Below are 23316 nucleotides of genomic sequence, written 5' to 3' on the forward strand. Positions count from 1 at the left end.
ACAACCAAGAAATGAGGAGGACCTTTGTCCCGGGTTAGGAACCGCCGGCCCTCGTCATGCGTCGCTCGACAGGCCCAGGAGCCTTGAACAGTCAGCCCTTCTGCTCGAACTTCTCGGCGATGTTGGCGGGCACCAGCTCGTAGCCGTGGAAGCTGCGGGTGAAACTGCCGCTGCCGTGCGCCAGACCGCGCAGGTCCACCGCGTAGCGCTCCAGCTCGGCCACCGGAACCAGCGCCTTCAGGATGGCGTGGTGCTCGGTGTCCGCGTCGGTGCCCAGCACCTGCCCGCGTCGGTTGCCAAGATCGGTCATCACGGCGCCCATGTACTCCTCGCCTACGGTGACGGTGATCTCGTCGATCGGCTCCAACAGGCCGACGGTCTTGGGATTGGCCGCCTCCTTCAGCGCCAGGGCACCCGCGGACTGGAAGGCCATGTCGGAGGAGTCGACGGAGTGCGCCTTGCCGTCGTAGAGCGTCACCTGGACGTCCACCATCGGGTAGCCGTAGATGGTGCCGCGCTCCAGCTGCGCCTTGATCCCCTTCTCCACGCTGGGGATGAACTGGCGCGGGACGGCGCCGCCCACCACCTTGTCGACGAAGACGAAGCCGGAACCGCGCTCACCGGGCGCGATCTCGATGTCGCAGACCGCGTACTGGCCGTGGCCGCCGGACTGCTTGATGTGTCGGCCGTGCGCCTTGGCGGGGGCGATGAAGGTCTCCCGCATCGGCACCTTGATCGGTTCCTGGGTGACCTTGACGCCGTAGCGGTCGTTCAGCCGGTTGAGCAGCAGATCGGTGTGGGCCTGGCCCATCGTCCACAGGATCTCCTGGTCGGTCTCGGTGGTGCGTTCCAGCCGCACCGTGGTGTCCTCGACGACCAGTCGGGCCAGCGCGCCGGCCAGCTTGTCCTCGTCATTTCGGGTGGCGGCCCGCAGAGCGGTGGGCAGCAGCGGCTCGGGCTGGTTCCACGGCTCGACCAGGGCGGGGGAGTCCGGGCTGGACAGGGTGTCGGTGGTCTCTGCCCGGGCCAGCTTGCCGACCAGCACGATGTCGCCGGCGATGGCCTCCTTCTTGGTGGTCAGCTCCACGCCGACGGGGAAGGCCAGCGGGCCGATCTTCTCGTCCTCCTCATGATCCGGGTGATGGGCATCCGCGACGCCGGTGAACAGCTCGCGATGCCCGGCGACGTGCACCGTCTCGTCGGTGCGCAGGGTGCCGGAGAAGATCCGCACCATCGACTGGCGGCCGGCATAGGGGTCGGAGGTGGTGCGGACCACCTCGGCCACCAACGGGCCCTCGGGATCACAGGTCAGCTCCAGGATGTCGGAGCCGTCGGCGGTGGTGATGGTGGGCAGGGGGTGCAGCGCCGGGTGCGGCAGGCCGTGCTCGATCAGGCTGTAGAGCTCCTCGACGCCAACGCCATTTCCGGCCTGCACGGGGATCACCGGGAAGAAGGCGGCATTGGCGGTGGCCTTCAGCACGTCGCCGCGCACCTGCTCGACGGCGAGCTGCTCGCCCTCCAGATAGCGCTCCATCAGGTCGTCGTCCTCGGCCTCGGTGACCACCGTCTCCAGGAAGGGGGCGCGGTAGGTCTCGATCTGCTCGGACTGTTCGTCGCTGGCCTCGCGGACCTCGGAGCTGCCCGAGGAGTAGTCGTGGATCCGCTCGGTGATCAGCGACATGGAGCCGATCACCTCCCCGGCGTCGTTCATCAGGGGCAGGTAGGCGGGGGTGACGCCCTCGCCGAAGGTCTCGCGACACAGCTCGACGGTGGTCTCGTAGTCCCCGCGCTCCGCGTCGAGCTTGGTGACCACGATCGCCCGGGGCATGTTCACGGCCTTGCACTCGGCCCACAGCGCGGCGGTGGTGTTGTCGATGCCGTCGCTGGCGGAGACCACGAACACCGCGGCATCGGCGGCGCGCAACCCGGCGCGCAATTCACCGACGTAGTCCGGGTGACCGGGGGCATCGAGCAGGTTGATCACCACATCGCCGCTGGAGACGGAGGCGAGGGTGAGGGCGGCGGCACGGTCGGTGTCGTCCTTCGCGGGCCTGTGGCCGGGAATCCGGGCGGCCAGCATCGTGTCGAACAGTGTGGTCTTGCCAGAGCCCGCGGATCCGACCAGGACCACATTGCGTAGGTCGACGGGGCTGGAGACCTTGTTGGAAGCGCTCACCTTTGAACTCATGGCCCCACATTGCTCCGCACCATCCCAGCTGACAAGGGGTTTGGGTGTGGTTTATGTCACGGAGAGGGTTCCGGGGCAGGGCACTCGGCAGCCCCAGCCGAGCAGGAGTCCGTCACGGAGCCGGGGGAGCAGCTGTTGGTCCCGCTGCCCGTCGGCGGGGTTGTGGTCGATCACCCGGCAGCGGTCCAGGGGACGCTCCACCTCCAGTTCGACGCCGCCGGGAAGGGCCACGTGTGCCCCCGGTTCCAGCTGCAGCGGGGCGGCCAGGTCATCCAGCACGATGTTGGCCCGGTAGCGGGCGACGTCGATGGGCAGGCCAGCCTCATCCAGCTCGCTGAGCAGCAGCACGCTGAGTGGCGAACTCCAGATGAAACCCGTCGGACCCGTGGTGTGGGCCAGCCAGAGCGGCTCGCCCGCCGCGTCTGACAGCCGTCGTGCCATGGGACTGTCGTGAATGGTGGCGGTGAAGGGCCGGTCGTAGTACATGACCGTCTGCTCGTCGGGCATCACCAGGCCTGCACTGGCGGCAGGCAGGTCCTCGGGGAGTACCCGGACTCCTGCCAGTTCGGGCACGTCGGTGGCCTTGACGGCGCGCAGTTGGTGGGTGATCGGGGTCCAGCGTCGGTCCTGCTCGATCCCATGTCCCGTGATGTTGAGGGAGCTGGCGGCCAGCCAGGTGCAGCCCTTGACCGGAGTCCAGCCCAGGGCGGTGATGCGTGACGACGTGTGCATGGACCCATCCTGCTGGACGTAGCCCGGAGCAGGACCATTGCCCCCAGCACACCATCGCGGCATAGTGCACTGACATGAACGGCCCATACTCGTCGGTCCCCACCGGCAGCGACGTCATCGTGCTCGGCTGCCTGGAGGAGGATGAAGAGGGATGCTGGTTGTCCTACCCAGCGGACCCGAGCGGCGAGGTGGGACGCTCCTACGGCGCTGTCCTGACCTCCATCGCAGACCCCGAACTTGCTCGCCGGTTGGCGGCTGCAGGGCTCGTGGCTGCCACGGGGCGATGGGACGGGCACCTCATGCGGGTCACTGGGTTTGACCCGGTTGTCCAGGACTGGTCCGAGCGCTACCGAGACGTCCCCGGAGGACTCACGCCCAAAGAGGGCTCGGACCTGGTCAACAGCACCCCTGTAGAGCTTGAGGAGACCATCAACGCCGTTGAGCACTTCCACCCCAACGGCTGGACTCGCAAGATCAGGATCTCCGTCACACTGGCGGCGCCCGAGTGGGATGCTTGGCAGGCGACAGCGGAGCCTTGGGTCGAGGTCATGCCCCTGATGCGCGTGCTCGGCTGACGCATCTCCTCAGATCAGGCTCGCGAGCAGCTCGCAGAACATCATGTCCGCCCAGCTGAACCAGGCTCGGGTGAAGTCCGACGGGTCGTCGGCGTCGAAGCTCTCGTGCATCCGGCCCGTGCCCGCCGTCGTATCGGCCAGCAGGTGCGCCAGGCGCATCCTCTCGTCGCGGTCCGGGCTGGTCAGGCCCTCCACGGCCAGGGCGATCGGCCAGACCCGGTTGCCCGGCGTGTGCGGGCTGCCGATGCCGCTGGCCGCGCTGCCGGTGTGCCACCAGGGGTTGGCCGACGACAGGATGCGCACCCGGGTGACCAGGTAACGCGGATCATCCATCGTCACGGCGCTCGTCAGCGGCAGGCCCAACAGGCTCGGCAGGTTCGCGTCGTCGGCCGCCAGCACGGCACCCAGCCCGTCCACCTCGTAGGCGAAGGAACCGTCCGGCAACATCCCATGGGCCGCCACGCCCGCCTCGATCTCGTCGGCAAGACCGTGGGCCTCCGTGGCCAGGTCAGCGTCGTGCCACAGCTCGTCGCACCACCGCGCACCCAACCGCAGCACATGCACCGCCAACAACTGCGCGGGAATGTTGTAGCCGAAGCGGCAGGCATCATCGCTGGGGCGAAAACCCTGCCAGGTCATGCCAGTGCGCGCCACCGGAGCCCCGTGCCCAAGGCGCGGCAGGCTGTCGTGGGTTCGGCCCCGCACGACGGCATCGAGCCGGACGAAGCGGTAGCGGCTGTGGTCGTGGTCCTGCTCCCGACGCCACAGGGCCACCACGTCGGCGAATCCGCTGTGCACACCCCAGTCCAGGTGGGCCGAATCGCCCGTTGCCTGCTGCAGCTGGTGCGCCAACAACAGGGGCAGCCCCAGCGAGTCCAACTCGTACTTGCGCTCCCAGATCCACGGATCGGCGCGGCGGGTGAGCAGGTGGTTGTCCAACAGGTGCGGTGTGCCACCCACCGGCCCGTGGTTGAAGGCGTTGGCGTAGGGATCATGGCGGACCAGGCGCCACTGCATCCGCACCACGCCCCGCAGCATCTCGGCCACCACTTCGCACTCTGGCGCCAACGCCAGCCACGGGCGCATCTGGGCGGCTGAGTCCCGCAACCACATGGCGGGAATGTCGCCGGTGACGACGAAGACCCCGTCGGGGCCGGGCTGCAGTGTGCGGCGCCAGGTGTCCAGCATCAGGTGGACGTACATCCGGCCCCACTCTGGCCGCCCGGTGCGCTGGCCGATCAGTGAACCGACTTCCTCGACGGCAGCGCGGACCTCGTCCGGAACCGGGCACTCCCGAGGGGCGCCGGGGGAGCGAAGGGCCCGTGGCCAGAGGGTGACGATCCGCTGCATGGCACAACAGTAGGGTCCTCGCCGCGCATTGAACGTGCCAACCCGGAAGGCTTGTTCATTCTGCGCGTAGCGGGCGTCCATCCCCACGAACGACCCCCGCCGAGCGGGTAGCGTGGCGTGCGCCAACCGGCCCTCAACCGCAAGCCGCTCATCACCCACAGGGAGTTGTTGACCAATGCCGCTGTCGCTCGATGTCTGGGCCCCGATCCCGCAATCCGTCGATGTCGTCGTCGACGGTGTCGAGGTGCCGCTGGAGCGTGGCGAGGAGGGATGGTGGCGGCTGCCAGCCGACCGTCAGGACCTGCTGCGTGAGGGCGCCGACTACGGCTACCGGCTGGACGGAGCGCAGGCGCTCATCCCGGCTCCCCGTTCCCGCTGGCAGCCCGACGGGGTGCACGGGCTGTCCCGGCTCTACGACCCCGCCTCCTACCAGTGGCAGGACACGGACTGGACCGGACGCCAGCTGGCCGGCGGCATCATCTACGAACTCCACATCGGCACCTTCACCCCCGAGGGAACGTTGACTGCCGCCATCGACAAGCTCGACCACCTCGTCGAGCTGGGTATCGACCTGGTGGAACTGATGCCGGTCAATGCCTTCAACGGCGAGCACGGGTGGGGCTATGACGGTGTCGGCTGGTACGCCGTGCACCACGCCTACGGCGGCCCGCGCGCCTACCAGGAATTCGTCGATGCCTGCCACGCCCGCGGCCTGGGCGTGATCCAGGACGTCGTCTACAACCACCTGGGCCCCAGCGGCAACTACCTGCCGCTGTTCGGCCCCTTCCTCGACGACTCCGTCCAGTCCCCGTGGGGCAGTGCCATCAACCTGGCCGGCGAGGACTCCGACGAGGTGCGCCGCTTCATCATCGAAAATGCGCTGATGTGGCTGCAGGACTACCACGTCGACGGTCTGCGGCTGGATGCGGTGCACGCGCTGATCGACACCCGCGCCATCCACATCCTGGAGGAGATGGCCGTTGAGGTGAATGCCCTGAGCACCTTCCTCAACCGGCCGCTGTGCCTGATCGCCGAATCGGACCTGAACGACCCGCGGCTGATCACCCCGCGCGAGGCCGGCGGCTACGGGCTGGACGCCCAATGGAGCGACGACTTCCACCACGCCCTGCTGGCGAACCTGACCGGTGACGACTCCGGCTACTATGCCGACTTCGCCGAGCTGGAGGCCCTCGCGAAGGTGATGGAGACCGGCTTCTTCCACGACGGCACCAAGTCAAGCTTCCGCGGACGCCGCCACGGCCGACGCCTGGACACCCCGACCATCCCCACCTGGCGGCTGGTGGTGTGCAGCGACAACCACGACCAGATCGGCAACCGCGCCGACGGCGGACGGCTGGCCACCCGTGAAACCCCGCGCCAGCTGCAGATCGCCGCGCTGATCACCCTGCTGAGCGCCTACACCCCGATGATCTTCATGGGGGAGGAGTGGGCGGCAAGCACCCCCTTCATGTTCTTCAGCTCCCACCCGGAACCCGAGCTGGCCGAGGCGGTCAGCAAGGGCCGGCTGGAGGAATTCAGCAAGATGGACTGGGACGTCTCCACGATCGTCGATCCGCAGAGCCCGGAGGCCTTCCAGAAGTCCAAGCTGGACTGGAGCGAACTCGGCGGGGATGTGCACGCCGAGATCCTGGCCACCTACCGCGACGCGATCGCGCTGCGCCGCACCTACCCGGACCTGACCGATCCGCGCTTCGAATGGGTCAGTGCCCGCTTCGACCCCGACGGGCACTGGTTTGCGCTGGACCGCGGGGAGACGATGACGATCGCGGTCAACTTCGACCTGGATCCGGCCGAGATCGAACTGGACGGCGATTCCGAGGTGCTGCTGCGGGTGGGCGACGTGCAGATCGTCGACGGAAAGTTGCAGCTGGGGCCGCAGGCGGCCGCCGTCGTGCACCTCAATGCCGACGCGCTCCTGAGGTCGTTTTGACCCGACCGGCATCGGCGGGGTAGCCTAAATCGCTGTTGCGCATTGGAATGTCTTGGTGGAGTTCTCCCCGACCCCTCGCGCTGCCGAACCTGTTCACGAATCTAACGGAAGATGGTCTGCGACCCGTGTCTACGTACAGCCCGAAGCCTGGGGACATCACCAGGAATTGGCATGTGATTGATGCCGAGAACGTCGTCCTCGGACGCCTCGCGGTGACTGCCGCCACCCTGCTGCGCGGCAAGCACAAGGCCACGTTTGCTCCCCACGTCGACGGTGGCGACTTCGTCGTCATCATCAACGCCTCCAAGATCGCCCTGACCGGCAACAAGCGCACCGACTCGATGCGCTACCGCCACTCGGGCCGTCCCGGCGGTCTGACCAAGACCCCGATTGGTGAGCTGCTGGCCAAGGATCCGCGCAAGGCCGTCGAGCTGGCCGTGTGGGGCATGCTGCCCAAGAACAAGCTGAGCCGTCAGCTGATGAGCAAGCTCAAGGTCTACTCGGGCCCCGAGCACCCCCACGCCGCGCAGAAGCCGCAGGTGTACGAGATCACCCAGATCGCCCAGTGACGATCGACCACGCGAATCAAGGAATCAATGTGTCTGAGACCGTAGAGCTTGACGAGAACCTCGAGACCGAGGTCACCCCGTTCACCGACGAGAACGATCGCGAGATCGCCTACCGCTCGGATTCGAACCCGACTCCCGCGACCAACCCGTCGGGCCGCGCTGCGGTCATCGCCGCTGGTGGTGCGACCGGCCGTCGCAAGGAGGCCGTTGCCCGCGTTCGCCTGGTTCCCGGAACCGGCAAGTTCTCCATCAATGGCGGTCGCAGCATTGAGGACTACTTCCCGAACAAGGTGCACCAGCAGCTGGTCAACGAGCCCTTCGTGACCGCCGGAGTGACCGAGTCCTACGACGTGATCGCCCGGATCAACGGCGGTGGCATCACCGGCCAGGCCGGCGCCCTGCGCCTGGGCATCGCCCGTGCGCTGAACGCCATCGACGAAGAGGCCAGCCGCCCCGCCCTGAAGAAGGCCGGTCTGCTGACCCGCGACGCCCGGATCAAGGAGCGCAAGAAGGCCGGTCTCAAGAAGGCCCGCAAGGCTCCGCAGTACAGCAAGCGCTGATTCCGCCCGGCGGCCCCTGGCCGTCCCGGATTCCACAGAAGCCGTCATCCCGTCGGGGTGGCGGCTTTTGTGTTCATCACACAGGGTGTTCCGCGCGAAGTGCGCTGGAACCAGACGATAGGGTGATTTTTCATGGCACGACTTTTTGGCACCGACGGTGTGCGCGGACTGGCAAACAAGGACCTCACGGCCGAACTGGCCCTGGAACTCTCCGTGGGCGCCGCCCACGTGCTGGGTGAGGCTGGGGTCTTCGACGGCAAGCGGCCGCTGGCCCTGGTGGGGCGCGACACCCGCGCCTCGGGCGAATTCCTGGAGGCCGCGGTGGTGGCCGGTCTGGCCAGCGCCGGCGTCGACGTGGTGCGGGTCGGCGTGGTGCCGACCCCCGGCGTCGCCTTCCTGGTGAACGACCGCAACGCGGACCTGGGCGTCATGCTCTCCGCCTCGCACAACCCCATGCCCGACAATGGCATCAAGTTCTTCTCCCGCGGCGGCGTCAAGCTCGACGACCTGCTGGAGGACGCCATCGAGGAGCGGATGGGCGAGGACTGGGATCGCCCCACCGGTGCCGCGGTTGGTCGAGTGACTGATGACGAGGGCGCGATCGAGGCCTACGTCGCCCACCTGGTCTCGAGCTTGGGCACCGATGCCAGCCTGGAGGGGATCAAGGTGGTGCTGGACTGCGCCAACGGAGCCTCCTCCATGACCGCCATCGCCGCCTTCGAGACCCAGGGTGCCGAGGTGATCGCCATCCACAACACCCCCGATGGCGAGAACATCAACGAGGCCTGCGGCTCCACCCACATGGGTGACCTGCAGGCCAAGGTGGTCGAGGTGGGTGCCGACCTGGGCCTGGCCTTCGACGGCGACGCCGACCGCTGCCTGGCCTGCGACGCCGAGGGCACCCTGATCGACGGCGACCAGATCCTGGCGATCCTGGCGCTGGCCCTCAAGGAGGAGCAGAAGCTCCACACGGACACCGTGGTGGCCACCATCATGAGCAACCTCGGCTTCGTCAACGCCATGAAGGCCAATGGCATCCGGGTGGACTCCACCAAGGTGGGCGACCGCTACGTGCTGGAGAGCATGAATGCCAATGGCTTCACCCTGGGCGGCGAGCAGTCCGGTCATGTGATCATGAGCGAATTCGCCACCACCGGCGACGGCGTGCTCACCGGCCTCCACCTGGCCGCCCGGATGGCCCGTACCGGCAAGACCTTGAAGGAACTGGGCCAGGTGATGACCCGCCTGCCGCAGGTGATGATCAATGTCAAGGGCGTCGACAAGCTGCGCGCCGGCATCGACCCCACCATCCAGGCCGCCGTCAGCAAGGCCAACAAGGAACTCGGCGACACCGGTCGCGTCGTGCTCCGCCCCTCGGGCACCGAGCCGGTCGTCCGCGTGATGGTGGAGGCCGCCACGACGCAGAAGGCGCAGGAGGTCTGCGAGGAGCTGGCCGCGATCGTCAAGGAGCGCGTCAGCCTGTAGACACGGGGGCTCGCCCCCCTGAGCCCCCGGCCATGGTTGGGACTGTGCCCGGCTGTCCACTTCGGTGGGCGGCCGGGTCTCCTGTGGTCGGCACCTCGCGCAGGTTGATACACCGTGCGACGGGTGTGCGGGTCGCCCGGTGCACCTGCCCGGAACAGGCAGAGGGGAGCGAAGCGACTCGATGCACGGGTGGTGAGCGAAGGCGGAGCCGAAGCGAACCCGTGTGTTCAGAGCTTGCGAATCCGGACGCACTCCACGTCGTGATCGGCGCCCTTGCGCAGGATCACCGTCGCCCGGGGACGGGTGGGGGCGACGTTCAGCCGCAGGTTGGGCCCGTTGATCTCGTCCCAGACCTTGTGCGCAAAGGCGGTGGCCTCCTCGTCGGACATCGTCGCGTAACGCTTGAAGAAGCTGCGCGGGTCGCTGAAGGCGGTCTTGCGCAGCGCCTGGAAGCGCTCCAGGTACCAGGCGCGGATGTCGTGTTCCGCGGCGTCGACGTAGACGCTGAAGTCAAAGAAGTCGCTCAGCGCCAGGCCGGTGGTGCCATTGCTGCGTACCCGGGCGGGCTGCAGTACATTCAGCCCCTCGACGATCAGGATGTCGGGCCGGTGCACCACCTCCACCTCGTCGGTGACGTCGTAGACCATGTGCGAATAAACCGGGGCGTGCACCTCGGGTGCACCGGACTTCACGTCGACAACGAAACGCTGCAGCGCCCGCCGGTCATAGCTTTCGGGGAAGCCCTTGCGATCCAGGATGCCGCGACGCTCCAGCTCGGCATTGGGGTAGAGGAAGCCGTCGGTGGTGATCAGCTCCACCTTCGGCCGGCCGGGGGAGCGGGAGAGCAACTCCTTCAGCAGGCGAGCGGTGGTGGACTTGCCGACGGCCACCGAGCCGGCCACGCCGATCACGAAGGGGGTGCGGCGCACGTCGAGCCCGAGGAAGGCATTGCTGGCCCGGTAGAGGTGCCCGGTGTGGCGCATGTGAAGGTGGATCAGCTGGGTCAGCGGCAGGTAGATCGCCTCCACCTCCTCCCGGCTGGTCGGATCCCCCAGGCCGCGCAGCCGCGCCAGGGTGGCCTCGTCCAGGTCGATGTCGGTGTGATCGGCCAGATCGGACCAGCTGGCGCGGTCGAGTTCGACGTAGGGGCCGGCTGGGTTCTCCTCTGAACCGGGGGCGGCCGCCAATTTTTCGCTCATCGTATTGCGCCAATCGGTGTGCGGCGCCTCCTCACCGGCTAGATTCTCAATGTCGGTATGTTCCTGTCCACCGCACAGGCCGTGCGTCCACGATGCGTCGGGGCCGCATTCGCAAAACGCTCAATCGTTTTGTACACTTCTTGCCATGTGTGGAATTGTGGGATATATCGGGCCGCGCAGCGCCCAGACCGTCGTCGTTGAAGGACTCCGCCGTCTCGAGTACCGCGGCTATGACTCGGCCGGCATCGCCGTCGAGTCCAATGGGGTGATCTCGGCTCGCAAGAAGTCCGGCAAGATCACCAACCTGGATGCCGAAATCGCCGGCAATCCGCTGCCGGAGAGCAATCACGGCATCGGTCACACCCGGTGGGCCACCCACGGCGGCCCGACCGACCAGAACGCCCACCCGCACATCAGCCAGTCCGGCCGGATCGCCCTGGTGCACAACGGCATCATCGAGAACTTCGCCGAGCTGCGCGCCGAGCTCGAGGCCGACGGCGTCGTCTTCAAGTCCGAGACCGACACCGAGGCCGCTGCCCAGCTGCTCGGCAAGGTCGTCGACGGTGGCACCCCGCTGGTGCCCGCCATGCACGAGGTCGCCAAGCGCCTGCAGGGCGCCTTCACCCTGGTCGCCATCGACGCCCAGGATCCCGACCGGGTGGTCGCCGCCCGTCGCTCCAGCCCGCTGGTCGTCGGCGTCGGCGAGGGCGAGAACTTCCTCGGCTCCGACGTCGCCGCCTTCCTGGAGTTCACCCGCGACGCCATCGAGCTGGGCCACGACCAGGTGGTGGAGATCACCCGCGACGAGGTCAAGGTCACCAACTTCGACGGCAGCCCCGCCACCGACCTGAAGCCCTACCACGTCGACTGGGACATCACCGCGGCCGAGAAGAATGGCTTCGACTGGTTCATGCGCAAGGAGATCTACGAGCAGCCGCAGGCCGTCGCGGACACCCTGCTGGGCCGCTACGACGCCGACGGCCAGCTGACCCTGGACGAGGTTCGCATCTCCCCCGAGGAGCTGCGTCGGATCAACAAGGTCGTGATCGTCGCCTGTGGCACCGCCTACCACGCCGGCCTGGTGGCCAAGTACGCCATCGAGCACTGGACCCGCATCCCCTGCGAGGTGGACATCGCGTCGGAGTTCCGGTACCGCGATCCGATCATCGACCCCAACACCCTGGTGGTCACCATCAGCCAGTCCGGCGAGACCGCCGACACCCTGATGGCCATCCGGCACGCCCGTGAGCAGCACGCCAAGGTGATCGCCATCTGCAATGTGAACGGCGCCACCATCCCGCGTGAGTCGGATGCCGTGATCTACACCCACGCCGGCCCCGAGCGCGGCGTCGCCTCCACCAAGGGCTACCTCACCCAGGTGGTTGCCTGCTACCTGCTGGGCCTCTACCTGGCCCAGGTGCGCGGCATGAAGTACGGCGACGAGATCAAGGCCATCACCGACGAGCTGGCCAAGATGCCCGCCGCCATCCAGTCGATGCTGGACAACGACCAGCAGGTGCTGGACTTGGCCAAGGAGCTGATGGACGAGCGTTCCTTCATCTTCCTGGGCCGCCACGTCGGCTACCCGTCGGCTTTGGAGGGCGCGCTGAAACTCAAGGAGATCGCCTACAAGCACGCCGAGGGCTTCCCGGCCGGTGAGTTGAAGCACGGCTCCATCGCGCTGGTGGAGAAGGGCCTGCCGATCTTCGTGGCCGTCCCGCCGCAGGGCCGGGACCAGCTGCACGACAAGGTCATCTCCAACATCCAGGAGGTGCGCGCCCGCGGCGCCAAGACCATCGTGCTGGTGGAGGAGGGCGACGATTCCGTGGTTCCCTACGCCGACGTGATCATTCGTCACCCGAAGGCCTCGACGCTGCTGCAGCCGCTGCTGTCGATCGTCCCGCTGCAGCTGTTCGCCTGCGAGGTGGCCACGCTGCTGGGCAACGACGTCGACCAGCCGCGCAACTTGGCCAAGTCGGTCACGGTCGAATGAGTTGAGGGGGACGACCCCCTCAAACTCTCACGGGCGCTCCTCCGGATTTCCGGGGGAGCGCCCGTTGCGTGTGGCGGGGGCTTGTGCCCGACAGGCTCGACGGGCTCGGCCACCGTGGTTGTGTCGGTATTGGGCCAGCCTCGGGTGACGACGCGAATGGTCAGACCGCGTGGTTTGCGCCACAAACTGCATCCTGATTGAGGGGTAGTGCAATAGATGCGCTACCTGCCACTGAGGATGCGGTTTGTGGCGCAAACAGGGGAGCGCCCGGCGCAACGGCACCCTGGACTCGGCTGGCGGGGTCCGGTCGGGCTAGGGTCGGGGCGTGACCGTGATCGGAATCGGGGTTGACCTGTGCAGCGTCGAGCGCTGGCGGCAGATGTGCGAGCGTCGCCCCGGCGTGGTGGCGCGCATCCTGAACCCGGCCGAGGCGGCCGTCTCGGTCACCTCCCAGGCCGCCCGGTGGGCCGCCAAGGAGGCCCTGGCCAAGGCGTTGGGCGCCCCGGTCGGCATGTCCTGGCTGGACTGCGAGGTGGTCCGCGGCGACGACGGCGCCCCCAGCTTCCGGCTGAGCGGCACCGTGCAGGCCCGCGCCACCGAACTCGGCATCACCGACGTCCACCTGTCCATCTCCCACGACGGTGGCCTGGCCACCGCCTTCGTCATTTGCGAGGCACGATGATCGAGATCCACAGCACCCAGAAGGTTCGCGAGGCCGAGGAGGCATTCTTCGAGGCACACCCCGACGTCGACCTGATGCAGCGTGCCGCCGACGGGGTGGCCCAGGCCGCCCTGAGGATGATCGGCGATCACGTCACCGACGCGCCCGTCCTGGTGGCCGCAGGCCCCGGCAACAATGGCGGCGACGGGCTGTACGCCGCCGCCCGGCTGGCCGCCGCGGGGTGCCGGGTGGCCTTCTGGTTGACCTCCGGCCGGGCGCACGAGGCCGGGCTGGCCGCCGCTCGGGCGGCAGGTTGCCAAGAGGTGAACGCCACGGCCGCCACCGAGGCCCTGGCCGAGACCTACCTGCTGGTGGACGCGGTGCTGGGGATCGGGGGCCGTCCCGGGCTGGATCGCGTCGTCGCCACCCTGGCCGCGGAGGCCCAGGCCCTTGGCGTGCAGGTGCTCTGCGTCGACCAGCCGTCGGGGCTGGCGGCGGACCTGGGAACCGTGACGGCCGAGTGCTTCCAGGCCACCCGCACCATCACCTTCAGCGTGCTCAAGCCCTGCCATGTGCTGCAGCCCGCCGCCCGGTGTTGCGGGACGGTGGAGGTGTACGACATCGGGCTGAGCATCACCGAGGAGCCCGTCGCCGTGCAGGCGGAGGTGGCCGACATCGCCCGGCTGTGGCCCGTGCCCGGCCCCAGCAGCCACAAGTACTCCCGGGGTGTCGTGGGGATCGACACCGGATCCTCGCGCTACCCGGGCGCCGCCGTCCTCGGCACCATCGGCGCGCTGCATGCCGGAACGGGGATGATCCGCTTCGTCGGCCCCGAGGCCGCCGCCGCGCTGATCCGCACACAGCTGCCGAGTGTGACCCAGGGTGAGGGCGGGGTGCAGGCCTGGTTGCTGGGCTCTGGTTGGGGTCAGACCGAGGCCAACAAGGATCGGCTGGCTTCACGACTGGCCGCGGGGCTGCCGTCGGTGATCGATGCCGACGCCCTGCTCACCCTGCCGGACACGGTGCCAGCAAACAGCCTGCTCACCCCACACGCGGGGGAGATGAGCCGGATGCTGGGGGTCAAGCGGGAGCAGGTGGAGACCGATCCGCTCTGGTACGCCCGGGAAGCCGCCGACCGCTGGAATGCCGTGGTGCTGCTCAAGGGCGCCACCCAGTACGTGGTCGAACCTGACGGGAAGGTGCGGCTGGCGGTCCCGGGGCCGCACTGGAGCGCCCAGGCCGGCTCTGGTGACGTGCTCGCCGGGATCTGCGCGGCGCTGTTGGCCGGTGGGCTGAGCGCGTCGGATGCGGCGCTGCTGGGTGCCTCGGTGCAGGCGATGGCCGCCCGACGCAAGCGCGGCCCCTGGCCCCCGGACGTGGTCGGGCGCGAGGTGGCCGCCGTGGTGGCAGACTTCGACCCCTTCTGGTGATTCCGCTGGTCAGGCCCCTCGGCTGGCTCGGGAGCCGTGGTTGGGTCTGTGCCCTGGGGCTCGGGCTGGGTCAGCGCAGTGAGTTGGTGAGGCGGGGGATCCGGACGCCCATCTTGATGGCCTCCTGGTAGTGCTCCACCAGCTCGCCGCAGATGTAGGGCCAGGTGCGGTACTCGACGGCGGCCCGGGCGGTGCGGCCGAAGGCCTGGCGCTTGAAGTCGTCGCCGATCAGGTCCAGCACGTAGCCACGAAGCTGGTCCAGCCGTCCGGGCTCGTACAGCCAGCCGGTGTGCGAGGGGTTGACCAGGTCGATCGGGCCACCGCGGCGCGGCGCGATCACCGGCAGCCCGCTGGCCTCGGCCTCCTGGATGGACTGGCAGAAGGTCTCCAGTTCACCGGTGTGCACGAACAGGTCGAAGCTGGCCAGGCAGCGGGGGAGTTCCTCGCCCTGCTTCATGCCCAGGAAGACCGCATTGGGCAGCTGCTGCTCCAGCTCGGCGCGGCTCGGGCCGTCACCGATGATCACCAGCTTGATGCCGGGGATGTCCGCGATGGCGGACAGGTCCTGCACCCGCTTCTCGGCCGCCAGTCGACCCATGTAGCCGACAATCTTCTCGCCATTGGGTGCCCATTCGCGGCGCAAGTCCTCGTCGCGCTTGGACGGGTGGAAGCGGACGGAGTCAACGCCGCGCGCCCAGATGCCCACCCGCGGGATGCCTTGGCTCATCAGCTGGTCCCGCGCATAGGTGGAGGGGGCAAAGTTCAACGTGGCAAGGGAGTGCGCCTGCTTCAGTCGGTACCAGAAGACCGGCTCCAGCGCGGGGAAGCCGTACTGGGCGGCGTAGGTGGCAATCTCCGTCTGGTAGATCGCGACGCTGGGGATGTTCAACTTGGCGGCACTCAGCGCGGCCTTGTAGCCGATCGCGAAGGGGGCGGCCAGGTGCACGACGTCGGGCCGGAAGTCGGCCAGGGTGCGCTCGATCATGAAGCGGGGGGCGGTGTTCACGCGCACGTCGGAGTAACCGGGCAGCCCGACACTGGCCAACGTCACCACCGGGAAGCCGGCGTACTGCTTGGGCACCTTGCCGGCGTCCGCGGGGGCCAGTACGAGTGCCTCGTGACCATTGGCCTGCAGGTGCTCGAGCATCCGGAGCACCGAATTGGTGACGCCGTTGACCTGGGGAAGGAAGGATTCTGCCGCAAAAGCAACTCTCACGATTTCGATGGTAGACCCCGCCGGACGGCCCACTGCGCCACTGGCGGGAACGCGCGGCTGAACACTTCACGACATAGCTGAACGGCGCGCGACGAATCTGAACGGCAGGCGTACATGCCGCAACAGTGCTGGGGTCGCGCCATCCCTGACGTCCCGGCAACCAGCCCGCCACAAGCCCTGTCAGCACAGCGGGGCCACAGCTTTGATTCGTCGTGGCCGAAGGCGACTGGTAGAGTGAACGACGCGTTGGGCAATTCGTCGACGGACGTCGGCGGTAGTTGGCCCACGATGCGAATCAGTTGCAGCTTGGATGAGGCGACCAATTCGCCCGCAAGCGCCTGATGCCAATCCATGGCTTCGAGTGCCATGTACCGCCGCCAACCATCGTGCGTGAGAGCAAGTGCATTGTGGTGTGCCGCGGTTCTGTTGAATGCCCCCGGTTTGTGAGCCCGGGGGACGTTGCCAGCCGCGACGGCTGAACCATCGGATGCAGTGCGTCCAGAGAAGTGAGTACCACCATGCCCCGTCCCACTCCGCATGGCCGCAAGGCCGCCAAGACCCCCGGATTCAAGCCCGCCAAGAAGGGCCCCAAGAGCTTCAAGGCCGACGGCACGCCCAAGAACCGCTGGAGCGCCGACAAGCGCGAGGCCTACGGCAAGGGCCCCCGCAAGCCCTGGGAGCACCGCGACGACCGCTCCAGCAGCCGCAGCGATCGCGACGATCGCGGCTACCGTTCCGCCGACCGCACTGACCGTGGCCCCCGCGAGGGCGGCTACGAGCGTCGCGACGACTACCGCAGCGACGCCCCGCGCCGCTCCGACTCCAAGGGCCGCAATTTTGCCGCCGTCGAGCCCCGCGAGGGTGGCTTCGGTGGCCGTGCGCCCCGCACCGTTGACAACCGCGACGAGAAGCGTGGCTACGGCAACCGTGAGCGCAGCTACGGTGACCGCGAGCGTCGTCCCTTCAACCGCGATGACCGCAACCGCGATGACCGCGGTGGCTTCAAGCGCGACGACCGCTACAACCGTGACGACCGTCGCGACGACCGGGGGGAGCGCCGCAGCTTCGACCGCGACGATCGCGGCTTCGGCGATCGCGGCCCCCGCAAGGAATACCGCCCCGCCCGTACCTACGACGCCGCGCCCCGTCCCAAGTGGGAGCCGCGCGCCGAGCGCAAGCCGTGGGACCGCCCCGAGCGCCCCCACCGCGAGGATCGTCCCCGTCGCAGCTACCAGGGTGGCGACCGGGTGCCGGCCGACGAGCGCAGCTGGCGCGACGAGCGCCCGGCCCGGGAGGACCGTCCGTCCTTCAACCGGGACGAGCGCCCCGCCCGCAAGTTCGACCGGGACGAGCGCCCCACGTTCAACCGTGAGGATCGCGGCGAGCGCCGCAACTTCAACCGGGACGACCGCCCGGCCCGCAGCTTCAACCGCGACGAGCGTCCGTCCTACAACCGCGAGGACCGCCCGGCCAACGAGAACCTCGACCAGATGAGCTGGGAGGCCACCGACCTGGGCGAGATCGACGAGACCGTGGTGCACGAGGGCGAGGGCTTCGCCGCGCTCGGCGTGCCGAAGATCATCGTCGCCGCGCTGGACAAACAGGGCATCACCAGCCCCTTCCCGATCCAGGCCGCCACCATTCCCGACGCGATCGCCGGGCGCGACGTGCTGGGCCGTGGCCAGACCGGATCGGGCAAGACGTTGGGTTTCGGCCTGCCGATGCTGACCCGGATCGCCAGCGCCGATTCCACCGGCGGCGCCCCGCGCGGTCTGGTTCTGGTGCCCACCCGGGAACTGGCGCTGCAGTGCGCCGACGTGCTCGCCCCGCTGGCCAAGACCCTGAAGCTGGACCTGACGCTGATCGCCGGCGGCATGGGCTACGGCCCGCAGCTGCGCGCCTTCGAGCGTGGCGTCGACATTGTCGTCGCCACCCCCGGACGACTGATCGACCTGCTCGAGCAGGGTGCCGTGGACCTCTCCCAGGTCCTGGTCACCGTCCTGGACGAGGCCGACCACATGGCCGACCTGGGCTTCATGCCCGCCGTCACCACCCTGATGGACACCGTGCCCGCCGATGGTCAGCGACTGCTGTTCAGCGCGACGCTGGACCACGCCGTCGACCGGATCGTGAAGAAGTACCTGCACGACCCGATCACCCACGAGGTGGACACCGACCGCGCGTCGGTCACCACCATGGAACACGTGCTGCTGCAGGTGCTGCCGCACGACAAGAACAAGATCACCGCGGAGATCGCCAACCGTGAGGGCCGCTCGGTGCTGTTCTGCCGCACCCAGATGGGCACCAACCGCGTCGCCGAGCAGCTGCGCGCCGCCGGCGTGATGGCCGGTGCGCTGCACGGTGGCCTGACCCAGGGTGCCCGCACCCGGATCCTGGCCGCCTTCAAGGAGGGCACGGTTCCGGTGCTGGTGGCCACCGACGTCGCCGCCCGCGGCATCCACGTCGACGACGTCAGCCTGGTGCTGGAGATCGACCCGCCGATGAGCCACAAGGACTACCTGCACCGCGCCGGGCGTACCGCCCGCGCCGGCCAGAAGGGCGTCGTGGCCTCCATCGTGCTGCCGCACCAGCGCAAGTCCATGGCTCGCCTGACCGGTCAGGCCGGCGTCAAGGTGCAGCCGATCGCCGTTCGCCCCGGAGACGACGAGCTGGGCACCCTGACCGGCGCCCGTCCGGTGGACGCGGCCCCGATCGAGGACGCCGAGTACGAACGGATCATCGCCCCCAAGCGTGGCGGCGGCAACCGTGGCCCGCGTCAGGGTGGCCGGGGCGGCTTCGGCGGCCGTGGCCAGGGCGGTGGGTACCGCGGCCAGGGTGGCGGCGGACGTCGCTTCGGCGGCGGCGACCGTGACCGCGGCGGCCGCGGCGGCAACGACGGTTGGCGCCGCGAGCGCTGAGCCAGCCCGTCACAATCCGTGACCTGTGCCCGGTCCGGCCCCTTCCCGGGGCCGGGCCGGGCATCCGCGGTGTGATCCGTGCGGTGAACCGCCGCACATCGAAGAACTAGAGTGGGATGACGTGACTGAACAAGAAGTTGACCTGCGCCTTGCCGAGGCCGCTGATGCCTCGGCGATGCTGCACGTCATCCACGGGGCCTTCGGCGCCCGTCCCGCGGTGGACCCGCCGGCCGCGGCACTGTCCGACACCGTCGCCGACATCCAGGCCAGTCTGGCGAAGGCGCCCGGCGTGATCGCCGAGCTGGACGGCCGGGTGGTGGGTTGCCTGCTGACCTCACTGGACGGTGAGGTGGGGGGCCTGCACCGGGTCAGCGTGCTGCCCGGCGAGCGCACCCATGGGGTTGCCGCCCAGATGGTCCGCGGCGCCGGTGAGGTGCTCACCGAGCTGGGGGCCCGACGGGTGGAACTGCTGTGCCGCAAGGAATTCCCGGAGACCCGCCAGTGGTGGCAGAGCCACGGATTCCGGGTGCTGCGCCCCGCCCCGCTGGGTGAGATCCTGGGGATCGAGCTGCCCGCCCGGATCGAGGCCGCCACCGGCGAGGCCATGCAGGCGCTGGGCCGGCGGCTGGCCGGTCTGCTGCGGGCCGGTGACGTGGTCGTCGCCTCCGGAGACCTGGGCGCCGGCAAGACCACCCTCACCCAGGGGATCGGCGCCGGGCTGGACGTCGACGGGCCGGTGATCTCGCCCACCTTCGTGCTCAGCCGGGTGCATCCGTCGCGCGGAGACGGGCCGAGCCTGGTGCACGTCGACGCCTACCGGCTGGGCAGTGAGGCCGAGCTGTTCGACCTTGACCTGGATCTGACCCTGCCCGACGCGGTGACGCTGGTGGAGTGGGGTGCCGGGCTGGCCGAAGGGCTGAGCGATTCCGTGCTGCAGATCGACATCCGTCGCAGCCTTGATCCCGACGACGAGACCCGGGTGGTGTACCTCTTCGGCACCGGGGAACGCTGGCAGGGCGTCGACCTGCACCAGTTGGAGAAGGAAGACTGATGACCTGGACACTTGGAATCGACACCTCCACCGACATCTGCATCGGCCTGGCGCAGGACGGCACGATCGTCGCCAGCGATCGGATCGATGACCGCCGCGGCCACGCCGAGAAGCTGATGCCCCTGATCCAGTCGATGTGCGCCCGGATGGGGACTGCCGTCAGCGACATCACCGAGGTGGCCGTCGGGTTGGGCCCCGGGCCGTTCACCGGCCTGCGGGTGGGGATTGTCACCGGGCACACCATCGCCTCGCTCTCCGGGGTGCCGATGCACGGCGTCTGCAGCCTGGATGTGGTCGCCAAGCAGTGGCTGACCAGCGATGATGCCCCTGACGGGGAATTCGTGATCGCCTCCGACGCCCGTCGCAAGGAGCTCTACTGGGCCCGATACGACGCCATCGGCCGACGGATCGGCGAGCCGCAGGTCAGCGCCCCCGCCGAGTTGCCCGACGGCCTGCCCGTCGGCGGTCCCGGCTGCACCGCCTTCCCGGAGCTGTTTGCTGCCGGTGGCCCCCAGAAGCTGGACGCCGGCCTGCTGGCCGGGCACTGGCGTGAGTTGCCCGATGCCGGCAGCGACGCGATGTACCTGCGCAAGCCCGACGCCGTCGCCCCGACCACCCGCAAGTCCACCCTGCTGAGCAGTAGCGGTCAGCGGTTGTCGCTCAAGCCGCTGGGGCGGTCATGATCTTCGGTGCGGCCCGGGAGGCCGACGTCGAGGCGATCATGGAGCTGGAGCACGGCGCCTTCCACACCTGGGAACGCTGGGGGCGGCAGTCGTGGCTGGACGAGATGGCCGCCGACGACCGCTTCGTGATCACGGCACGAGACGTCGATGACCGAGTGATGGGCGCCGCCACCTTCCAGTGCGTCGCCGACAGCGCCGACCTGCACCGGATCATGGTCGCGCGGGAACGTCGCGGTGAGGGCACCGCCAAGCAGATGATGCGCGCCGGCATGGACTGGGCGCAGTCCATCGGCGCCCGTCGGATGCTGCTGGAGGTGCGCGAGGACAATGAGGCTGCGATCAGCCTCTACGACGGCTTCGGCTTCGCGCCGGTGGCCCGACGCGAGAACTACTACGGCCAGGGGGTGCACGCCATCGTGATGGAAGCACCGCTGGCACCCGAACGGCACCCATTCCGCAGTGAGTGGAGCCCGAGCGACGATGGGTTGGACTGATGACTGAACCGCTGATCCTGGGAATCGAGAGCTCCTGCGACGAGACCGGCGTCGGAATCGTGCGTGGCAACGAGCTGCTGGCCAACGAGGTGGCGAGCTCGGTGGAGCAGCACGTCCGCTTCGGCGGCGTGGTGCCGGAGGTGGCCTCCCGCGCGCACCTGGAGGCGATGGTGCCCGCGCTGGAACGTGCCCTGGCTGCCGCCAACGTCGACCTCTCCGAGCTGGACGGCATCGCCGTCACCGCCGGTCCGGGCCTGATGGGCGCGCTGGTGGTCGGCCTTTCCTCCGCGAAGGCGCTGGCCGCCTGGACCAACAAGCCGCTCTACGGGCTGAACCACCTGGCCGGGCATGTCGCCGTCGACCTGCTGGACCACGGATCCTTGCCGACTCCGGCCGGTGCGCTGCTGGTCTCCGGCGGGCACACCGAACTGCTGGTGGTCAACGACATCGCCACCGACATCGTGCAGGTGGGCGGCACCATCGACGACGCCGCCGGCGAGGCCTATGACAAGGTGGCGCGCGTGCTGGGGCTGCCCTACCCGGGCGGCCCGGTGATCGACAAGGCCGCCCAGCAGGGTGACCCGACGGCGATCCGCTTCCCGCGCGGCCTGACCACCCGCAAGGACCTGGAGAAGCACCGCTTCGACTACTCCTTCTCCGGCCTGAAGACCGCCGTGTCGCGCTGGGTGGAGACCCGCGAGCGCGACGAGCTGGAGGTGCCGCTGAACGACGTCGCGGCCAGTTTCCAGGAGGCGGTGTGCGACGTGCTCACCGCGAAGGCCGTCGACCTGTGCGGTGCGTACGGGTTGAAGCACTTCCTGATCGGTGGCGGCGTGGCCGCGAACTCCCGGCTGCGTGGCCTGCTGGAGGAGCGTATGACCGCCGCCGGGGTGGAGCTCCGCCGCCCCCGTCCGGGCCTGTGCACCGACAACGGCGCGATGATCGCGGTGCTCGGCTCCGAGGTGGTCAAGGCCGGCGGCAAGCCATCGAGCATGGACATCGGCGCCAACTCCGGCCTCCCGATCTCCACGATCCTGGTCTGAGGGGCCTCGACAGGCTCGGCCATCGTGGTTGCGTGAGTCTGCCCCGTTCCGCGAGCTCCACCCAGCCACGGTCCACGAGCTTGTCGAGGGGTCTGGACAGGCTCGGCCGCCGTGGTTGCGTGAGCCTGCCAGGGGTTGACAGTCCTCTCAGCGGTGGGCCAACCAGCGGAAGAAGAGCAGGGCACCCGGCCCCCACAAGGGGCTGAAGGCCAGCACCCACCACCAGAAGGCGGGCAGCATGCTCGGGGTCTGGCCGGTGCGCGGGTCGATCATCCGGTCGCGGACCTGCCCGATCACACCCGCGGTGCAGGCCAGCAGGAGCAAGAGGCAGACCAGCCACAGGCTCCAGGCCGGAACCGATCCTGCGCGAGCCGTCCAGCCGCGCAGCCAGGTGTTGATGGTGCTCCATGCCATGAAGGTCACGAACCAGCCGACGACACCCTGCCAGCGTTCACGCTGGATGCTGCGCTGCATGATGACCATCGCCCCGAGCAGGATCAGGGAGATGGGCACCGTCAGCAGGCTTCCCCAGTGCACGTCCACTGATCGCGCCAGAGGAACCCACGGGATCCCCACCACCATGTTCAGGCCAATACCGCCCAGCCAGACCGCCCCGAGGATGGCGAAGACCGAGCCCCAACGGCGGGGAGAGTCGGTCAGGGATCGTGCGTACTCCAGGGGGTCCCCGAAGGCGAGCGCGGGATTGGTCCGGGATTCGACGCAGTGCGACTCCACCGTCGCCCAGGCCTCGCCGATGGTGCGCCCCGAGGCTCCCCGGTAGCGCATCTCGTCGACGAAGATGTTCTTCCAGTGCTCGATGTCCATCGGTTCACCCGAACTGGATTCGATGCCCTTTCTCATGGTCATGATGCGTACCTCTCTCAGAAGATGCTGACCAGTAGTGCGATGACGAAGATGACGGGCAGGGTGACCACGCCGAAGTAGCGGGAGCGGGCATCGACGTCGTCGTCATCGGAGGCGAAGGGCAGACTCTGGGCCAAGCGGATCTGCCGGATCCGGCCGATCACCCACCCCACCAGAAAGGCGGTGCCGAAGACCCAGGCCAGCCAGACGGGCAGGCTCATCCGAGGTGTGTCCATCTGGTCGGACCAGAGCGCCAGCGGGAACACGGTCGCCAGTAGAGCCAGCGCGCTGATGAAGCCCAGCCGGCCGGCGCTGGTTCGCGGGAACAACCGCATCAGCAGCGCTTCCACCACC

Annotated in this window: 20 protein-coding genes; 13 read left to right on the forward strand and 7 right to left on the reverse strand. The window is 68.7% G+C overall.

Translation table 11 applies throughout. The annotated features are described in order from the left end of the window. Positions 1–91: 91 nt before the first annotated feature. Positions 92–2188: an elongation factor G-like protein EF-G2 gene (locus tag AAEX57_RS09250; protein WP_342092050.1), complete on the reverse strand. Its 2097-nt coding sequence runs from the start codon at positions 2186–2188 to the stop codon at positions 92–94. Positions 2189–2239: 51 nt separating this feature from the next. Next, on the reverse strand, positions 2240–2920 hold the full coding sequence (locus AAEX57_RS09255) for an MOSC domain-containing protein (RefSeq protein WP_342092051.1): 681 nt from the start codon (positions 2918–2920) through the stop codon (positions 2240–2242). A 74-nt stretch (positions 2921–2994) separates the two neighbouring features. Here AAEX57_RS09255 and AAEX57_RS09260 point away from each other — a divergent pair, with 74 nt between their 5' ends. Beyond that, entirely contained in the window at positions 2995–3495 is a 501-nt protein-coding gene (locus AAEX57_RS09260; RefSeq protein ID WP_342092052.1) for a hypothetical protein, read from the forward strand. 9 nt (positions 3496–3504) lie between these two features. Here AAEX57_RS09260 and AAEX57_RS09265 read toward each other — a convergent pair whose 3' ends face one another. Beyond that, complete coding sequence (locus AAEX57_RS09265; protein ID WP_342092053.1) at positions 3505–4845, reverse strand: glycoside hydrolase family 125 protein; 1341 nt, start codon at positions 4843–4845, stop codon at positions 3505–3507. A gap of 175 nt (positions 4846–5020) precedes the next feature. Between AAEX57_RS09265 and treZ the strand changes: the two genes are divergently transcribed. The 4 genes from treZ (at position 5021) to glmM (ending at position 9410) form a co-directional block, all read left to right on the forward strand. Next, positions 5021–6796 (forward strand): malto-oligosyltrehalose trehalohydrolase, encoded by a 1776-nt coding sequence (gene treZ / locus AAEX57_RS09270; RefSeq protein ID WP_342092054.1) that lies wholly within the window; start codon positions 5021–5023, stop codon positions 6794–6796. 125 nt (positions 6797–6921) lie between these two features. Continuing rightward, a complete protein-coding gene (gene rplM, locus AAEX57_RS09275) occupies positions 6922–7365 on the forward strand; it encodes a 50S ribosomal protein L13 (protein ID WP_342092055.1) in 444 nt (147 codons plus the stop codon). Between the two features lie 29 nt (positions 7366–7394). Further along, complete coding sequence (rpsI, locus tag AAEX57_RS09280; protein ID WP_342092056.1) at positions 7395–7925, forward strand: 30S ribosomal protein S9; 531 nt, start codon at positions 7395–7397, stop codon at positions 7923–7925. Between the two features lie 132 nt (positions 7926–8057). Further along, the gene (gene glmM, locus AAEX57_RS09285; protein ID WP_342092057.1) at positions 8058–9410 is read left to right on the forward strand and encodes a phosphoglucosamine mutase; all 1353 of its coding nucleotides are present in this window, start codon (positions 8058–8060) and stop codon (positions 9408–9410) included. A 227-nt stretch (positions 9411–9637) separates the two neighbouring features. Here glmM and coaA read toward each other — a convergent pair whose 3' ends face one another. After that, positions 9638–10609, reverse strand: a complete 972-nt coding sequence (coaA, locus tag AAEX57_RS09290) for a type I pantothenate kinase (RefSeq protein WP_342092058.1) — start codon at positions 10607–10609, stop codon at positions 9638–9640. Between the two features lie 145 nt (positions 10610–10754). Here coaA and glmS point away from each other — a divergent pair, with 145 nt between their 5' ends. The 3 genes from glmS to AAEX57_RS09305 all read left to right on the forward strand — a co-directional run bounded on the left by glmS (position 10755) and on the right by AAEX57_RS09305 (position 14693). Next, positions 10755–12602, forward strand: coding sequence for a glutamine--fructose-6-phosphate transaminase (isomerizing) (gene glmS, locus AAEX57_RS09295; RefSeq protein WP_342092059.1), 1848 nt, complete (start codon positions 10755–10757; stop codon positions 12600–12602). 325 nt (positions 12603–12927) lie between these two features. Further along, positions 12928–13284, forward strand: a complete 357-nt coding sequence (locus tag AAEX57_RS09300; protein WP_342092060.1) for a holo-ACP synthase — start codon at positions 12928–12930, stop codon at positions 13282–13284. Continuing rightward, positions 13281–14693, forward strand: coding sequence for an NAD(P)H-hydrate epimerase (locus tag AAEX57_RS09305; protein WP_342092061.1), 1413 nt, complete (start codon positions 13281–13283; stop codon positions 14691–14693). The genes AAEX57_RS09300 and AAEX57_RS09305 overlap by 4 nt, the downstream gene beginning before the upstream one ends. Positions 14694–14763: 70 nt before the next feature. Here AAEX57_RS09305 and AAEX57_RS09310 read toward each other — a convergent pair whose 3' ends face one another. Continuing rightward, entirely contained in the window at positions 14764–15909 is a 1146-nt protein-coding gene (locus AAEX57_RS09310) for a glycosyltransferase family 4 protein (RefSeq protein WP_342092062.1), read from the reverse strand. 518 nt (positions 15910–16427) lie between these two features. On the opposite strand from AAEX57_RS09310, the gene AAEX57_RS09315 reads away from it, so the two are divergent. The 5 genes from AAEX57_RS09315 to tsaD all read left to right on the forward strand — a co-directional run bounded on the left by AAEX57_RS09315 (position 16428) and on the right by tsaD (position 22098). Continuing rightward, entirely contained in the window at positions 16428–18827 is a 2400-nt protein-coding gene (locus AAEX57_RS09315) for a DEAD/DEAH box helicase (RefSeq protein WP_342092063.1), read from the forward strand. Between the two features lie 175 nt (positions 18828–19002). Beyond that, a complete protein-coding gene (gene tsaE, locus AAEX57_RS09320) occupies positions 19003–19878 on the forward strand; it encodes a tRNA (adenosine(37)-N6)-threonylcarbamoyltransferase complex ATPase subunit type 1 TsaE (protein WP_446721135.1) in 876 nt (291 codons plus the stop codon). Then, entirely contained in the window at positions 19878–20561 is a 684-nt protein-coding gene (gene tsaB / locus AAEX57_RS09325; RefSeq protein WP_446721132.1) for a tRNA (adenosine(37)-N6)-threonylcarbamoyltransferase complex dimerization subunit type 1 TsaB, read from the forward strand. The genes tsaE and tsaB overlap by 1 nt, the downstream gene beginning before the upstream one ends. Then, positions 20558–21055 carry a GNAT family N-acetyltransferase gene (locus AAEX57_RS09330; protein ID WP_342092065.1) on the forward strand — a complete coding sequence of 166 codons (498 nt, stop codon included), beginning with the start codon at positions 20558–20560 and terminating at the stop codon, positions 21053–21055. The genes tsaB and AAEX57_RS09330 overlap by 4 nt, the downstream gene beginning before the upstream one ends. Next, the gene (gene tsaD / locus AAEX57_RS09335) at positions 21055–22098 is read left to right on the forward strand and encodes a tRNA (adenosine(37)-N6)-threonylcarbamoyltransferase complex transferase subunit TsaD (RefSeq protein WP_342092066.1); all 1044 of its coding nucleotides are present in this window, start codon (positions 21055–21057) and stop codon (positions 22096–22098) included. The genes AAEX57_RS09330 and tsaD overlap by 1 nt, the downstream gene beginning before the upstream one ends. Before the next feature lie 147 nt (positions 22099–22245). On the opposite strand, the gene AAEX57_RS09340 is transcribed toward tsaD, so the two are convergent. Then, positions 22246–22965, reverse strand: a complete 720-nt coding sequence (locus AAEX57_RS09340) for a hypothetical protein (RefSeq protein ID WP_342092067.1) — start codon at positions 22963–22965, stop codon at positions 22246–22248. 14 nt (positions 22966–22979) lie between these two features. After that, positions 22980–23312: a hypothetical protein gene (locus AAEX57_RS09345; protein ID WP_342092068.1), complete on the reverse strand. Its 333-nt coding sequence runs from the start codon at positions 23310–23312 to the stop codon at positions 22980–22982. Positions 23313–23316 lie beyond the last annotated feature (4 nt).

It is taken from the genome of Luteococcus sp. H91 (assembly GCF_038433135.1).
Taxonomy (GTDB): domain Bacteria; phylum Actinomycetota; class Actinomycetes; order Propionibacteriales; family Propionibacteriaceae; genus Luteococcus.

Coding starts and splice junctions, on each gene's coding strand:
- AAEX57_RS09250 (WP_342092050.1), bottom strand. CDS start 2,188: ATGAGTTCAAAGGTGAGCGCTTCCAACAAGGTCTCCAGCCCCGTCGAC.
- AAEX57_RS09340 (WP_342092067.1), bottom strand. CDS start 22,965: ATGACCATGAGAAAGGGCATCGAATCCAGTTCGGGTGAACCGATGGAC.
- AAEX57_RS09265 (WP_342092053.1), bottom strand. CDS start 4,845: ATGCAGCGGATCGTCACCCTCTGGCCACGGGCCCTTCGCTCCCCCGGC.
- glmM (WP_342092057.1), top strand. CDS start 8,058: ATGGCACGACTTTTTGGCACCGACGGTGTGCGCGGACTGGCAAACAAG.
- AAEX57_RS09260 (WP_342092052.1), top strand. CDS start 2,995: ATGAACGGCCCATACTCGTCGGTCCCCACCGGCAGCGACGTCATCGTG.
- tsaB (WP_446721132.1), top strand. CDS start 19,878: ATGACCTGGACACTTGGAATCGACACCTCCACCGACATCTGCATCGGC.
- glmS (WP_342092059.1), top strand. CDS start 10,755: ATGTGTGGAATTGTGGGATATATCGGGCCGCGCAGCGCCCAGACCGTC.
- coaA (WP_342092058.1), bottom strand. CDS start 10,609: ATGAGCGAAAAATTGGCGGCCGCCCCCGGTTCAGAGGAGAACCCAGCC.
- tsaE (WP_446721135.1), top strand. CDS start 19,003: ATGCTGCACGTCATCCACGGGGCCTTCGGCGCCCGTCCCGCGGTGGAC.
- AAEX57_RS09330 (WP_342092065.1), top strand. CDS start 20,558: ATGATCTTCGGTGCGGCCCGGGAGGCCGACGTCGAGGCGATCATGGAG.
- tsaD (WP_342092066.1), top strand. CDS start 21,055: ATGACTGAACCGCTGATCCTGGGAATCGAGAGCTCCTGCGACGAGACC.
- AAEX57_RS09305 (WP_342092061.1), top strand. CDS start 13,281: ATGATCGAGATCCACAGCACCCAGAAGGTTCGCGAGGCCGAGGAGGCA.
- treZ (WP_342092054.1), top strand. CDS start 5,021: ATGCCGCTGTCGCTCGATGTCTGGGCCCCGATCCCGCAATCCGTCGAT.
- AAEX57_RS09255 (WP_342092051.1), bottom strand. CDS start 2,920: ATGCACACGTCGTCACGCATCACCGCCCTGGGCTGGACTCCGGTCAAG.
- AAEX57_RS09315 (WP_342092063.1), top strand. CDS start 16,428: ATGCCCCGTCCCACTCCGCATGGCCGCAAGGCCGCCAAGACCCCCGGA.